This window comes from Clostridium sp. AM49-4BH (genome assembly GCF_003478335.1).
Classification (GTDB): domain Bacteria; phylum Bacillota; class Clostridia; order Lachnospirales; family Lachnospiraceae; genus Butyribacter.
Genome location: NZ_QUFB01000002.1, coordinates 17,627 through 31,592, shown reverse-complemented (window position 1 = coordinate 31,592; position 13,966 = coordinate 17,627). Strand labels below are relative to the sequence as shown.

14 protein-coding genes are annotated in these 13,966 nt (G+C 40.0%); 1 reads left to right on the top strand and 13 read right to left on the bottom strand.

The genetic code is table 11. The annotated features are described in order from the left end of the window. Nucleotides 1–12 precede the first annotated feature (12 nt). From DW981_RS00990 to DW981_RS00960, 7 genes are all read right to left on the bottom strand, one after another. Nucleotides 13–3,171 carry a type I restriction endonuclease subunit R gene (locus DW981_RS00990; protein WP_118506456.1) on the bottom strand — a complete coding sequence of 1,053 codons (3,159 nt, stop codon included), beginning with the start codon at nucleotides 3,169–3,171 and terminating at the stop codon, nucleotides 13–15. Between the two features lie 55 nt (nucleotides 3,172–3,226). Continuing rightward, on the bottom strand, nucleotides 3,227–3,838 hold the full coding sequence (locus DW981_RS00985; protein WP_118506455.1) for a restriction endonuclease subunit S: 612 nt from the start codon (nucleotides 3,836–3,838) through the stop codon (nucleotides 3,227–3,229). Next, nucleotides 3,802–4,452 (bottom strand): restriction endonuclease subunit S, encoded by a 651-nt coding sequence (locus tag DW981_RS00980; protein ID WP_182434063.1) that lies wholly within the window; start codon nucleotides 4,450–4,452, stop codon nucleotides 3,802–3,804. The genes DW981_RS00985 and DW981_RS00980 overlap by 37 nt, the downstream gene beginning before the upstream one ends. 12 nt (nucleotides 4,453–4,464) lie before the next feature. Next, on the bottom strand, nucleotides 4,465–5,445 hold the full coding sequence (gene xerA / locus DW981_RS00975) for a site-specific tyrosine recombinase/integron integrase (protein WP_118506453.1): 981 nt from the start codon (nucleotides 5,443–5,445) through the stop codon (nucleotides 4,465–4,467). A gap of 101 nt (nucleotides 5,446–5,546) precedes the next feature. Continuing rightward, nucleotides 5,547–5,828: a DUF4160 domain-containing protein gene (locus DW981_RS00970; RefSeq protein ID WP_022024063.1), complete on the bottom strand. Its 282-nt coding sequence runs from the start codon at nucleotides 5,826–5,828 to the stop codon at nucleotides 5,547–5,549. Continuing rightward, nucleotides 5,821–6,051 (bottom strand): hypothetical protein, encoded by a 231-nt coding sequence (locus DW981_RS00965; RefSeq protein ID WP_118506452.1) that lies wholly within the window; start codon nucleotides 6,049–6,051, stop codon nucleotides 5,821–5,823. Before DW981_RS00965 ends, DW981_RS00970 begins: the two co-directional genes overlap by 8 nt. After that, nucleotides 6,038–6,319: a hypothetical protein gene (locus DW981_RS00960; protein WP_118506451.1), complete on the bottom strand. Its 282-nt coding sequence runs from the start codon at nucleotides 6,317–6,319 to the stop codon at nucleotides 6,038–6,040. The genes DW981_RS00965 and DW981_RS00960 overlap by 14 nt, the downstream gene beginning before the upstream one ends. 91 nt (nucleotides 6,320–6,410) lie before the next feature. Here DW981_RS00960 and DW981_RS00955 point away from each other — a divergent pair, with 91 nt between their 5' ends. Next, on the top strand, nucleotides 6,411–6,956 hold the full coding sequence (locus DW981_RS00955) for a restriction endonuclease subunit S (protein WP_118506450.1): 546 nt from the start codon (nucleotides 6,411–6,413) through the stop codon (nucleotides 6,954–6,956). A gap of 97 nt (nucleotides 6,957–7,053) precedes the next feature. On the opposite strand, the gene DW981_RS00950 is transcribed toward DW981_RS00955, so the two are convergent. From DW981_RS00950 to DW981_RS00925, 6 genes are all read right to left on the bottom strand, one after another. Continuing rightward, nucleotides 7,054–7,692, bottom strand: coding sequence for a restriction endonuclease subunit S (locus DW981_RS00950; protein WP_243034626.1), 639 nt, complete (start codon nucleotides 7,690–7,692; stop codon nucleotides 7,054–7,056). Nucleotides 7,693–7,695: 3 nt separating this feature from the next. Then, nucleotides 7,696–8,742: a PIN domain-containing protein gene (locus DW981_RS00945; protein WP_118506449.1), complete on the bottom strand. Its 1,047-nt coding sequence runs from the start codon at nucleotides 8,740–8,742 to the stop codon at nucleotides 7,696–7,698. Further along, entirely contained in the window at nucleotides 8,729–10,234 is a 1,506-nt protein-coding gene (locus DW981_RS00940; protein WP_118506448.1) for a class I SAM-dependent DNA methyltransferase, read from the bottom strand. Before DW981_RS00940 ends, DW981_RS00945 begins: the two co-directional genes overlap by 14 nt. A gap of 319 nt (nucleotides 10,235–10,553) precedes the next feature. Beyond that, nucleotides 10,554–12,041, bottom strand: a complete 1,488-nt coding sequence (thrC, locus tag DW981_RS00935; protein WP_118506447.1) for a threonine synthase — start codon at nucleotides 12,039–12,041, stop codon at nucleotides 10,554–10,556. 169 nt (nucleotides 12,042–12,210) lie between these two features. After that, entirely contained in the window at nucleotides 12,211–13,236 is a 1,026-nt protein-coding gene (locus DW981_RS00930) for a ribitol-5-phosphate dehydrogenase (RefSeq protein ID WP_118506446.1), read from the bottom strand. Further along, entirely contained in the window at nucleotides 13,236–13,952 is a 717-nt protein-coding gene (locus DW981_RS00925) for a 2-C-methyl-D-erythritol 4-phosphate cytidylyltransferase (protein WP_118506445.1), read from the bottom strand. The genes DW981_RS00930 and DW981_RS00925 overlap by 1 nt, the downstream gene beginning before the upstream one ends. Nucleotides 13,953–13,966 lie beyond the last annotated feature (14 nt).

The window sequence follows — 13,966 nt, the reverse complement described above, 5'->3', positions numbered from 1 at the left end:
GCACCTCCATTACTACTTTTCTCCGTAAGAAACTGTATTTTCTGCCACCTTGCTTAGTTCTATTTCAGACACATATTTATAGAGCTTTTCCTCTTTTCGTGGTTCCGCATTATCTGTCCAAAGCTCACACTGACTAATTACTGTACTTATTGCAAAAGCATAATCTTCCGGAGGATATTTATATTTCTTAAGGAGTCGTTTAACCATCTTACGCATCTGCGCTCTAGCTGTTTCTTTTTTCTGCCAATCGATGGTACGATTCTTACGAAGCATTTCTGTAAGTTCTCTTGTCAGAGCAATCAATTCATCATTCTTGTAAAAATCTTTGATATGCTCTGGTTTTGTAAGGGCATCATAGAATGCAAGTTCTTCTTGTGAAAGACCCAGCTTCTGACCATTCTTATAGAGATTTGCAATTTCCTCCGCAGTTTTCAACAGTTCTTTAATAACTTCTTCATTGGTGATTAATCCGTTATAATAAGAGTTCATCAGTTGCGCTATCTTTTCTGAGAATTTTTGTGACTGCACCACATTTGTTCTCTTGTAAAGAGCCACCTGCTCAGCCATAAGTTTTTTCAAAATCTCAACAGCTATATTCTTTTCTTTCATTCTAGAGATTTCATCCAAGACTGCCGGATCAAACAAGCTAAAATTTTCACCACCACTCTTGCTGCTGTCAAATAAGCTGATGACGCCTTCACTCTGTACTGCCGCTTTCAAAAGTTCATTGATTTGATCGTTAATCTCGGTGAGCGACAGGCTCTTTCCACCGGTACCACCATAAGTAATCTTAATAATCGTAGATCGCAAAGCTTCCATATAAGCCGCTTCATGCCGTTCCTGCTCTGTTGTCATACTGGAACAAAGTGAATGCGACTGTTTCAAAAGCATAGCTTCCTTCAAGAACAAATCTTTTCTTTCTGGTACACTTGCATCAAGAATAAAGTTTACACCTCCTGTAATGAGCTTAGCCATCGTAAGCGGAGAACCACCTACAAACCCGCTAAAATCAAAGCCATGCAACAAATCTTTGCAGACTTGTAGCTTTTCCTGAAACTTCGGATAGGCCATCTTTGCAATGTTCATGTCACCGTATTTAGACTGATCGCGCTTCGTATATTCTTTCATCGCCGCCTTTAGAGCTGACGCAATTCCAACATAGTCAACGATCAATCCACCTTCTTTATCCTTGAATACACGGTTAACACGAGCTATTGCCTGCATCAAATTATATCCACGCATTGGCTTGTAAACATACATAGTAGCCAAAGAAGGCACATCAAATCCGGTAAGCCACATATCTACAACAATAGCTATTTTCATTGGATCATTATTATCTTTAAATTTCCTCGCAAGCTCTTCCTTGTGCGCTTTGGTTCCGATAATCTCTTTCCAATCTTCCGGGTCATTGTTGCCGCCAGTCATAACCACACCCACTTTCTCTGTCCATGTAGGTCTGATTCTTAAAATACGGCGGTAAATTTTCATTGCAATCGGGCGAGAATACGCCACAATCATAGCTTTACCTGTCAGAAGATTTGCTCTGTATTTTTCGTAATGTTCAACAATATCATCACAAAGAGATTCAATCGTAGAATCCGCTCCCAATACACTTTCCATCTGGCCAAGCATCTTTTTGCTCTTCTCGATCGTTTGCGCATCGGATTGTTGTTCCAAGACATCATAAGTGGAATCAATTAACGCCAGCGTATTCTCATCCAACTTTAGATGAACAACACGGCTTTCATAATAAACTGGACGAGTAGCGCCATCTTCCACGGCCTGCGTCATATCATAAACATCGATATAGTCACCAAACACTTCACGAGTATTTCTGTCCTTAGCTGAAATCGGTGTACCAGTAAAACCAATAAATGTAGCATTCGGCAATGCATCATGAATAACACGGGCATTACCGATTACCGTATGTGCCTCCTTTTCACCATTTTCATTCTCTGACATAACGATTTTCTCATCAAAACCATACTGCCCACGATGTGCTTCGTCTGCCATAACAACAATATTTCTACGTTCCGATAAGGCTTTCTCTCCACGCTCAAACTTAAACATCGTAGTAAATATGATGCCATTCGCACTTCTGCCATCAAGAAGTGACTTCAAATGTTCCTTGCTCTCTGCCTGTACCGGTGTCTGACGCAAAAAATCTGCGCATTGTGAGAACTGTGCATAAAGCTGATCATCCAAATCAATACGGTCTGTCATAACTACAATGGTCGGGCTATCTAATGCATCTTGCAATAAATGTGCATAAAAAACCATAGATAACGACTTACCAGAGCCCTGTGTATGCCAAAACACACCACCCTTACCATCGGTCTTAGTTGCTACCTTTGCTTTCTCGATTGCTTTGCGAACTGCAAAATATTGATGGTATCCTGCTAATACTTTGAAACGGCTATTGCTAACGCCTGAGAAAAGAATAAAGTTCTTCAAAATATCAAGTAAACGTTCCTTTGGGAACATACCCTCATAAAAAGTTTCAAAGGACGCATACGCAGTATCTTCGTAATTACCATCTTTTGTTTTCCATTCCATAAAGCGATCCAATCCGGAAGTAATCGTTCCAGCCTTATTCGTAGACAAATCACTAATTACACAGATTGCATTGTAATAAAAGATAGATGGAATATCCTGCATATAATTACGAATCTGATGGTATGCATTCTCCGCTCCCACTTCATCCTTCGCCGGACTCTTCAGCTCCATCAAAACAAGAGGCAATCCATTAATAAATAGAATAATATCCGGACGACGGTTATTTCCGTTTTCAAGGAATGTAAACTGATTTACCACATAAAAAGAATTATTCTTTGCATTTGCGTAATCAATCAAACGTACAATAGATGATTGCTCCTCGCCCTTCACAAAGAACTTAACCGTGATGCCATTTTGCAGATAATCCATAAATATCATATTCTTCTGCAACAAGCTTCCGGTATCGAAATTCTTCAATTTGGCCAATGCCTCATCAACGGCTTCTACAGACAGACCACGGTTGATACGAACCAAACTATCTCTCAGAATAGAATCCAGAAGCGGACTGGTATAATCTCTATCAAAATCCGGAGCGTAGAGGTGGTCATAGCCCATATTTTCAAACAATTCAATAATTGCCTGTTCATATGTATCCTCTGTAAATAAATTTGACATGTTCAACCTCCTGTATTTTGCGTTATATTTTTATGGTAAACAAGAATTTAGCGGCTTAAAAGTCAATGTCCGAAACATCAAGCTCACCGGACATTAACTTTGGCAAAAGAGTATCTCTTAATTTTGAAAGCCTACGATTTTCTTCTTCGTTGTTTTTCATTAGAGCAAATAACGGACTTACTAATTTGTCATAATTGCTCATTGTTGTATCATTTAAGACTGCAATAGGTAATGACTTAATGGTAGTAAGGCTTAAATTAGCTTGAACAGCTTGCTGAATTCTTTTAGAATAGTATTCATTATGCCAATTACCAATGAAGAAACTATAAAGATATGCAGGAGTAACCTTGGTTTCGTCAGGCCTGATAATAGCAACTGCTTGATTGGTGTTAGCCGGAAGCATACTATTATCTATCATTGCAAATCTACCCAAAGTGCCAGCAATAGTAAACACAATGTCATTTGCTTTGATAATCGAACGCTTCAACAGTGCATTTGTTTCTTCATCAATAAAAGCGAATTTACTGCTGTCAATAGAATGATTATCATGTATTGACTCTGCTTTTATGAAATTTATACCTGAGTTTGTAAATGATTTGCCAAGCGTTGTTGGAGTCGTTCCCTTGGTAACTACTTTACAGAGTTCTTGAAGTGGAATGAACTGCATTTCGGAAGCTGAACGCCACCAAAAGGTTCAAAATCAACAAACCACGACTTGAATATTGTCTGAGCTTGCTGCTCTAAATTCTTGTTTATTTCATTGTTTTGCGTCACTTTGCCATCCAAAATATTGAGAATGTTGGCAATCTTTTTTTGCGTCAAAATGTCTGGAATTTCAATTTCCAGATTCTCAATATCTGAAGGCTTGATGGACGGATATGCGGATGTACTTTGCTCCGCAATAGCGTGAAGTGCTTCTACAAGCGTGTTTTTAGTAAGCAAATAATACAGAAAATCCGCATTGAGTACATTAGTATCAACATCAATTACCGTGAACCCCGTCGACACCAAAAAATTCTCTGGTTGAGATTTTATTATTCCAAAATGGTGCTGATTCGGTCGCACTGTGGAATAGACAATGCTATCCGTTCTAACCTTCCTCCTTGCCCTGCTTGGGAGTTTCTCTTTTGTCAAATCTATGAACTGAATGGAGTCAATTGTATTATTAGTGATATTGCCTGTATCCAAATAATTTACAAAATCCCATTTTTCCTTGGGTGAATATGAGTCTGTATTAGTCCTGCAAGCACTACCCAACCTGATTTTTTTCCAAGTTTCCATGATGCCACCTTCCTAACCGATATATTTCTTGTGAGCCAACTTTACATTGCTCTGTTTGACCATTGCATACTGCAAGGTTGTATCTATTCGTTTATGCCCCAAGAGCTGCTGTAACTGCTCAATTGGCATACCTTTATCAATCGCCATCGTTGCAAGCGTCCGGCGGAACTTATGCGGATGGACTTTGGGAATGTCCAACTGCTTACCCATTTCACGCAGGCGAGATTCGATACCGCCTATCTTGATTCTCTCATGCGGAGAACGCAGAGTAACGAACAATGCCGGATTATCATCCGTTCTGCTGTCAATATAGTTTTGCAGATGAATCTTTGTTCTGGCATCAAAATATACAATACGTTCCTTATCGCCTTTACCGAAAACCACACACTCGCGCTCGTTGAAATTGATGTCTGTTTTGTTCAACAGAACCATCTCACCGATACGCATTCCAGTAGATGCCAGCATATCAATCATAGCCAAATCCCGAAGTTCTGTGCAGTTGTCGCGCATTTTTTCCAAGTCCTCGTCTGTATAGGTTTCCTTGATATTAGCTGCTGTTTTCACCTTATGGATACGGCGGACAGGGCTTTTCAAAATATAGTCCTCGTCCTCCATCCATGAGAAAAAACTTGACAAAATTCTACGTATGTTATCTATCGTCACACGACTTGATTGCTTTTCATTCTGATAATTTATCAGATAAGAACGCAAATCTTCAGTTTGTATATATCGAATACTCTTATCAACGGAAATTAACATTGTCTCTATTGTAGTGCGATAATATTTCAATGTTTTCTCCGAACATCCCTCAATTCTTTTTGCCGAGATAAAAGATTCTACCAACTGCGAATTATCATTATCATTCTCCTCAAGCACTGTTATTTCACATCCATGTAATGTATATTCCAAAACCTTTTGCAGTTTCTGCATCTGGGCATTGTCGAGGTGCGGCAGCATCTGTTGCATTACATCAATAATAATCTGTTGTTTCATATGTCATTCTCCTTTGTTATTATACCAGAGAACAACTCAACGGCAGTTCTATCGGTTTATTATTCCCGCCGTTGGTAGGAATTTGTTACATAACAAGCCAACTAGTTTCCATGATAGAAGTCATTCTCACTATATTGAGCCCATTTTTTATACATCTCCTTATAGTGCCGTTTAATGTATGCTTGTATTTTTCGAATATCTCTATCATTAAGCATTCCTCTATTCTGTAACACAGTATCACCGTCAGCCTTTACAAAAAACTTAGCAGATCCTTCTTCTGTAAGTTTTCTGTCGCTTGCATGTACATGCATACACTCAATCACGCAAAAAGAAGTAAAATACAGGTAGTACCCACAAATCTTATCCTGATAATATTTAGGCATCCCCATCCTCCATAAATTCTCGATCACTTTTCCAGTAATCTGTAACAATGCAAATCTCAATATCATCCATTGTCGTTTCCAATACCGTTCCATCCTCCGAAATCACCAAAGCTTTCTCTGGATTATTTAGATTCAAGATACGGATTCGATTTTCTTCGCGCGTAAATGCATATCCGTTAATAATCATATCCGCTTGATCCGCAATCTGTTTAATCTTGTCCATAAGCCAACCTCACTTCCTTAATGGGTTTTAAAAAAAACGAGGCGTCAATATATAAATCCCTCAAAACAGGAATCATATCAATATATTCCTCCTCAGGTTCCGCATTATGCTGATACTTTGCCATTACAACGATATACCCATTATCCCATTCTTTTATGGAAATAAATCGCTCTAATGAATATGGTCCACGAAAACGAATTATCTTATCTCCATAACGGAATTGAATCATATCTTTATCATTACTCAAATAAGCTTTTTCGGTATCCATAATACCCTCCTTCTTAATTGATATTATATATAATCTGCGCTCTGCCGTAAACAAGAATTTAGAGCAGCAAGCTCAGGCAATTTACAGCAGTATGTTTATTGAGCACCGACAAGAAAGTTGGAGCACAGGGCAGCTGTCTGACCTGATCTCAGTTAAATATGGCAAAGATCATAAAAAACTAGCTGACGGAAACTATCCAGTATATGGATCGGGCGGAATAATGCGATATGTAGAAAAGCCTCTCTATACTGGCGAATCTGTTCTAATTCCCCGTAAAGGAACGCTCAACAATGTCATGTATGTCAATGAAGCGTTCTGGTCGGTAGACACCATGTTCTATACCGAGATGCTATATTCTAATATTGCAAAATTTGTATACCACTTTGTAAAAAGCAAAGATCTGGCTTCAATGAATGCTGGCTCTGCTGTACCGAGCATGACAACCAATATTCTTAACGCAATGCAACTATATATTCCTGACGAAAAAACATTAGAAAAGTTCGAGAATATAGTTTCGCCAATGTATAGTGCAATGCAGGAAAACACAAAAGAATCCAAGATTCTTGCTAATACTCGTGATACACTTCTGCCAAAACTTATGTCCGGCGAACTTGATGTCTCCGTTATCGACCTTTAAGCCACTGATAGACTCGAAAACTGCTTCGCAGTTTCCTCGTTACCGCCTCTGCCAGACATCTTGACAACCGTATGCATCCGTTTGTCAAGATGTCTGTCTACGCTGCTATCGCAGCTATCCGTGCGTTGCACGGATGAGGCGGTAAATTCTTGTTTATCTTATCATTAAGTGCAATTTTATCATCAAACAATTTCAATAATGAGCCGATTTTTTCTTGCTCGACTAATGGAGGTACATCGATTTCGAGATTCTTTACAACATCAGTCTGCACACGCTGTCGTCCAGATGAGCCGACCATTGATTTTATTGCTAGTTCCCTTACCTCTGGACTGCAAACAAGATAATACAAGTAGTCCTTATCAGCAATTCCCTCTTTTGCTCTAAACACTATATATTCCGTCGAGCCAAACCCAACCTCTCCATCATTTAAGATTGAGACCTGCGCTGTTTTTCCATTTTCTAAGCACGGCGTAATTCGTGCCATAATCGTATCTCCATTGCGGAACTTCATGCCACCAGAAAAACACGCTTCAACAGAATACGGAATATCTCGATAAAATGGGCGAAGCACATCCATAGGGATTTTCTTAGCTATAGCACCTTTTTTTATTATTTCTCTCGGATTGAAATCTGCAATATCAGAGAGTTTCTTTTTTGTCCATTCAGATTTCATGCCCAATCGACCCTGTTTCTCACGAATTACAAATTCGTTTATTCTTTCTTGTCCTGTATTCATAAGTCAACTCTCACTTTCTGTTTCATCTTCATCTGTTCTATAAGCATCTTCAACCGAATAGGCATCATCCAGCATCTTAACATCTATGCCTACATTAATTGTGTCCTTTGTTTTTCCCCCATCCTTCAATTCGTATATAAACTGCAATGCTACTTCAATATAATACTCAATTGCATTCTCATTCGAACTCAAGGATTCAATATTATCAATGCTTATCAAATGAGCTGTAGTTGAAGTAATCAACCGTCCTTTTTCTACAAGATCAAAATTTCGATCTATTATCTGCGCAAGAAAATCTCCAGATTTTAACCAATCAAGAATTTCCTGGTTTTCATCAAACTCTTCAATTGGTTGATACGAATATTTGTCAATTTCCTTTGCCCACGCTTCTAACTGCACCTTAACTTCACTTTCATTTTTGCATATGGACAGTGATGAATCTGATACATTTTCTGCAAACTCCTTTAGAAGAGATTCTCCAAAAACATTGTCTTTGGAATAATATATGATTTTTAAGTTACAATGCGTTAATGAAAATTCCAAAATACTTTCCCATAACAACGCATCCTTAAATCCTTTATCAGACTTTTTGTCTTTTCCCTCAAAAGGAGGTAATTTACCGAATGCACGATTTATTATACTTTCAAACCTATTACTAGACGCAATTGGAATCTCAATAACTTCATTCAGTCCTACTGAAATCTCTTTCTTGTATTCCGCAATCTTATTTTTTATGTATTCCGGATAGTCTATGTCCGGATTTTCTTGAATAGAATATTCAGGAAATCGTTTCTTTGATATCGTACTTTTATAAGTTGAAAGCAACTCATTATGCTTTTCTATAATCTGCTTCTCCATTTCACTCCAAACAACAGATGGAATTGCTACGGTTACCTGATTATATATATCAAGTTGGTTAATCATGTCAATTACATTTTCAAATGTTGAATTAAAGCTAAAAGTTGTGAAATCCGCTTTCTTTTCATATGCTTGAAACAGAGCATTCGTATCAAAAATCAAACAATACATTATTTCATTACTTGAGCTCATACCCAATCGCCCCCAATTTCTTCCTAATCTCTCCCTCCAGCTCATGTGACTTTACAAACATCTCCGACAATTCCGATGTCAACCGGTCCATCTTTTCATCAAATGGCTCATCGTCCTCTTCCTGCTCTTCAATACCCACATAACGGCCAGGTGTAAGGATATAATCTTGTTTCTCGATTTCAGAAGTGTCGGTAACAGCACAAAAGCCTTTAACATCTTCAAGTGTTCCATTAGCAAAAGCTTCATAGGTATCTGAAATCTTCTTGATATCATCATCTGTCAGCTCCCGAAGCTTACGGCTCACCATCGTTCCCATTTTTCGAGCATCAATAAATAAAGTCTTTTCCGGTTGTTTCTTCTGCTTATTGATAAACCAAAGCGAAACAGGAATCTGCGTTGTATAGAATAGCTGAGTAGGCATTGCAACAATGCACTCAACTAAATCGGCATTGATAATATTCTTACGAATTTCGCCCTCTCCACCTGATTGAGATGAAAGTGAACCGTTCGCCAATACCATGCCAATACGACCAGCTGGTGCAAGATGAAAAATCATATGCTGAAGCCATGCAAAGTTGGCGTTTCCTGCTGGAGGTATTCCATATTTCCAGCGCTGATCTTCTTTTAGTTTATCCAATCCCCAATCAGAAAGATTAAACGGAGGATTCGCCATGATATAATCCGCTCGCAATGTTGGATGGCGATCATCTAGAAATGTATCTGCGGCATAAGCTCCGAGATCTGGTTCAATTCCACGAATAGCAAGGTTCATCTGTGCCATCTTCCATGTAGTAGGGTTCGAGTCCTGACCGTAGATAGAAATGTTACTGATGTTACCACTATGGTTCTCAACAAATTTTGCAGACTGAACAAACATACCGCCTGAGCCACAGCAAGGATCATATACTCTTCCCTTGAAAGGTTTCAATACTTCCACCAAGGTACGTACTACGCAAGATGGCGTAAAGAATTCGCCGCCACGTTTGCCTTCTTGTTCAGCAAACATAGAAAGACAATACTCATAGGTACGACCCAAGATATCCTTTTCACTGCCGTGTTCAATCATTTGGATATTGGTAAATAAATCTACCACATCTCCCAATCTTCGTTTGTCCAATTCCGGGCGTGCGAAATTCTTAGGGAGAATATCTTTCAATCGTTTATTTTCTTTTTCAATTGCACGCATAGCATCGTCGATAACAGCACCAATTTCCGGTGTATGTGCTTTCGTCGCAATCTCGCTCCAGCGTGCGTTTGCCGGCACAAAGAAAATACCTTCCGAAGTATATTCATCAATATCTTCCTCGAATCCGTCGCCTTCTTCAACAAGTTCCTGATATTTATCGTCAAATCTATCTGAGATATATTTCAAAAAAATCAACCCCAGGACAACATTCTTATATTCTGATGCATCCATATTGCCACGAAGCACACAAGCCGCATCCCATATTTGTTTTTCAAATCCAATCGTAGCCGTATTTCTATCTGCCATCTTTGCTTTCCTCCCTGTCATGTCATTTTCGCCAAAACCAATGATTCCATCTCATCCTTAAATTTTCTGCATAACTCCATAATGTACAAACACCATACTTGCATATAATACCATATAACCACTCTTTTAGGGGAAGATATTTTTACAATCTTTCATTTCACGTTAACTAAAAAAGTAAATTCCACATTGGGTTTACAAGTGGAATTTACTTTTTCATTCAATCTTTTTGTATTTTTGTGCTAAGCATCTAACAGATTACGATATTTGATATCTTGTTTATGCTATTTACCGCATCGGATATTCTGTCTGATCTGTCCATTTACAGTCCAAGTATCGTTTCTACGGTTTTTTGCATATCTGCAGTCTCGCATACAGTATCATGCAGAACCGGTGCAGAACGAATCTCTTCTACAGCCTGCGGTATCGACACTCCAGACACTTTGCTGAGCTCGTCGATCAGCGCAAAATCATCCATGCCCTCATACTTCGCATCAATTGCTGTCATAACACTTGTTGCAAACTTATATGGACTTGCTGTCGATGCGATCACTGTCTTGGTCTCATCTCCGGTGCGGTCCTTGTATTCTTTATATACAGCGGATGCAACCGCGGTATGTGTATCCATAACATATCCTGTCGCATCATACACACGCTTGATCTCTGCTGCTGTCTTCTCCTCAGAAGCCCATCCGCCAACAAAATCAGCAAGCTGTGCCTTCATTTCTTCCGTCAACGTATACTTACCATCAGCAGAAAGCGCATCCATCATTTCTTTCGTCTTTGCAGCGTCTTCTCCGGCAATGCGATAGATCAAACGCTCTAAGTTGCTGGAGATCAATATATCCATAGATGGCGAATTTGTCAATACAAACTCACGGTTTCTATCGTAAACACCGGTATCAAAGAAGTCGTACAATACTTTGTTCTCGTTGGATGCACAGATTAACTTTCCTACCGGGATTCCCATGTTCTTTGCATAAAATGCAGCTAAAATATTACCGAAGTTACCGGTTGGAACCACAAAATTCACCGACTCACCCTCAGCTACGGTTCCCGCACCAAGCAATCTTGTATATGCATATACGTAATATACTACCTGTGGCACCAAACGACCGATATTTATGGAATTAGCAGAGGAAAACTGATATCCCTTAGCATCCATTGCTGCCGCAAGTTCTTTGTTATTAAACATTGCCTTAACACCGCTTTGCGCATCATCAAAGTTACCGGTAATGCCAACCACTTTCGTATTAGCACCCTTCTGTGTCACCATCTGGCGTTCCTGGATCTTGCTGACACCGTTCTTTGGATAAAATACAATGATGCTTGTTCCCTCTACGTCTGCAAAACCTGCCAGTGCTGCCTTACCGGTATCTCCGGAAGTTGCCGTTAAAATAACGATCTCATTGGTAATATGATTCTTCTTAGCAGAAGTCGTCAACAAATGTGGCAGAATTGACAACGCCATATCCTTAAAAGCAATTGTTGCTCCATGGAACAACTCTAAATAGTATGCACCTGCTTTTTCTACCAATGGTGCGATCTCCTTAGTATCAAATTTATCATCATAGGCACGGTTAATACAGGACTTAAGCTCGTCCTCTGTAAAATCCGTCAAAAACAACTTCATAACCTCATAGGCAGTCTCCTGATAACTCATCTTTGCAATCTGGTCCAAAGATACATCAAGCTGTGGGATCTGATCCGGCACAAATAATCCGCCGTCATCTGCAAGTCCCTTCAAGATTGCCTGAGATGCTGTTACCTTAGTTGCCGCACTTCTCGTGCTCTGATATGTTACGTTCATGTCGTCCTCCATTCCTTTTCATCCTGTTTGTTTCTGTTGATCAATGTCTTGACCATTATATTCCACATATTGCAAAATATTACACCAAAACAAAACTATCATACTTGTTTTTGATGTATTTTTCAACCCCTGTTTGACAGGGCGGCAACATCTGTCCTGTTGCAATAGATCACTGCATCCAATGCATGATCGTTTTGCCCATGCTCTTATGAATATCCATCTCAAAAGCACGAACCATATCTGCCATGCTGCGCACTTCTATTCTTGCACCCACGATAGCATCCAGATAATTTACGATCTCCGGATGACTTTGATACAATTCCACCGTCTTTACAAAATCACTGCGGCCACTTCTGCTGCTTCCATACAGTCGAAGTCCTTTTTCTAAAACCATCCGGGTATTGATAGGTACAGGATACTCCGATACGCCAAGCAGACCGATCGTGCCCTCCGGTTGAATATGATCTATGATCTGATCGATCGCACTCTGCGATGCCGCACCACCAACACACTCAAACGCATGATCTACAAGCAGCCCCTCCGGAATATCTGTTACGCGATACGTTGCATCTGCAAAGGCAAAGTTAGCCAATTTTTCATTATCCACTCCAAAAACAGCAAGCTTCGTATCCGGAAACATAGCTTTACAAAAAATCGCTGTGATATAGCCTAAATTGCCATCCCCCCAGATACCGATCATATTACGACGTGCATGTGCGATCCGATCAAATCGCTGCAGTGCATGAACGCTGACGGATACTAACTCCGTAAACGCTGCCACGACCGGGTCGATCCCCTCCGGAAGCACAACTAGTCTGTCCGGCTGTAAGCTGACATACTCCTGCATAAATCCGTCAAACCCACTTGCGCGGAATTTACTGGACCGCAAATAATTTTCGGCAATGATATCATCGTGTTCCGTCGGTGTATTCGGGATCATGATCACCGTCTGTCCGTAGGAAAACTGCCCGGTCGGATCGTGAACTACTTTGCCGATCCCCTCATGGATCAATGCCATCGGAAGCTTTTGTTTGAGAACTTCTGCCGGTCTGCTTCCCTGATAATATCTCTGATCGGCATGACAAATGGATAAATGTGTCGGACGCACGATCACTTCCTGTCCAAATAATGGCACTTCACCAAACTCTACTTCAAATCGTCTCGGTGCTACGAGACGGTATACCGCATTTAACATTACTTATCCATCTCCCCATTTCTGATCAATGATTCTGCCACACGCAGATCATATGGGTAGGTAATCTTAATATTGAACACCTCACCCTGTACCAAATGCACCTTTTCTCCCTTCATGACAAATATCTTAGAAGCATCCGTAAGGATTCCCTTCTCCTCATCACTTAGCGAATAATACAGATCTTTTAATTTCTTGGCACGAAACGTCTGCGGCGTCTGTCCCTGATACATCTTAGATCTGTCCGGTACATCACTGATAATCTCTCCATTTTCGCTGGCCACGATCGTATCCGTTGCCGGTATCACGGTATCCACTGCATCATACTTCTGTCCATATTCAATATTTTCTTCGATGATGCGATGTGTTAAAAACGGGCGCACAGAATCATGTGTGACAAGCAGTGTGTCGTCATTCAAACCATAGCCTTCCTCGATATAACGAATAGAATTCATGATTGTTTCGTTGCGTGTCTCTCCGCCTTCCAATACAACGACCCGGTCAGTATCCCCCATATACTGGCGAACAAGATTTCTCGTATGTTCTACCCACTGCTTCGGACACAAAACGATCAATTTCTCAAAGGCATCATGCACATAAAACTTCTCGATCGTATGAATAATGATTGGTTTATCTCCAATTTTGATATACTGTTTTGGCTTCTCTGCATTTCCCATGCGGCTGCCTATTCCTCCGGCTAATATCACTCCAAATACCATCTTAACTCTTCATT

Coding starts and splice junctions, on each gene's coding strand:
- DW981_RS00925 (WP_118506445.1), bottom strand. CDS start 13,952: ATGGTATTTGGAGTGATATTAGCCGGAGGAATAGGCAGCCGCATGGGA.
- DW981_RS00950 (WP_243034626.1), bottom strand. CDS start 7,692: ATGAATACAGGACAAGAAAGAATAAACGAATTTGTAATTCGTGAGAAA.
- DW981_RS00955 (WP_118506450.1), top strand. CDS start 6,411: ATGTTTATTGAGCACCGACAAGAAAGTTGGAGCACAGGGCAGCTGTCT.
- thrC (WP_118506447.1), bottom strand. CDS start 12,041: ATGAACGTAACATATCAGAGCACGAGAAGTGCGGCAACTAAGGTAACA.
- DW981_RS00980 (WP_182434063.1), bottom strand. CDS start 4,452: ATGGAAACTTGGAAAAAAATCAGGTTGGGTAGTGCTTGCAGGACTAAT.
- xerA (WP_118506453.1), bottom strand. CDS start 5,445: ATGAAACAACAGATTATTATTGATGTAATGCAACAGATGCTGCCGCAC.
- DW981_RS00965 (WP_118506452.1), bottom strand. CDS start 6,051: ATGGACAAGATTAAACAGATTGCGGATCAAGCGGATATGATTATTAAC.
- DW981_RS00945 (WP_118506449.1), bottom strand. CDS start 8,742: ATGAGCTCAAGTAATGAAATAATGTATTGTTTGATTTTTGATACGAAT.
- DW981_RS00940 (WP_118506448.1), bottom strand. CDS start 10,234: ATGGCAGATAGAAATACGGCTACGATTGGATTTGAAAAACAAATATGG.
- DW981_RS00970 (WP_022024063.1), bottom strand. CDS start 5,828: ATGCCTAAATATTATCAGGATAAGATTTGTGGGTACTACCTGTATTTT.
- DW981_RS00960 (WP_118506451.1), bottom strand. CDS start 6,319: ATGGATACCGAAAAAGCTTATTTGAGTAATGATAAAGATATGATTCAA.
- DW981_RS00930 (WP_118506446.1), bottom strand. CDS start 13,236: ATGTTAAATGCGGTATACCGTCTCGTAGCACCGAGACGATTTGAAGTA.
- DW981_RS00985 (WP_118506455.1), bottom strand. CDS start 3,838: ATGCAGTTCATTCCACTTCAAGAACTCTGTAAAGTAGTTACCAAGGGA.
- DW981_RS00990 (WP_118506456.1), bottom strand. CDS start 3,171: ATGTCAAATTTATTTACAGAGGATACATATGAACAGGCAATTATTGAA.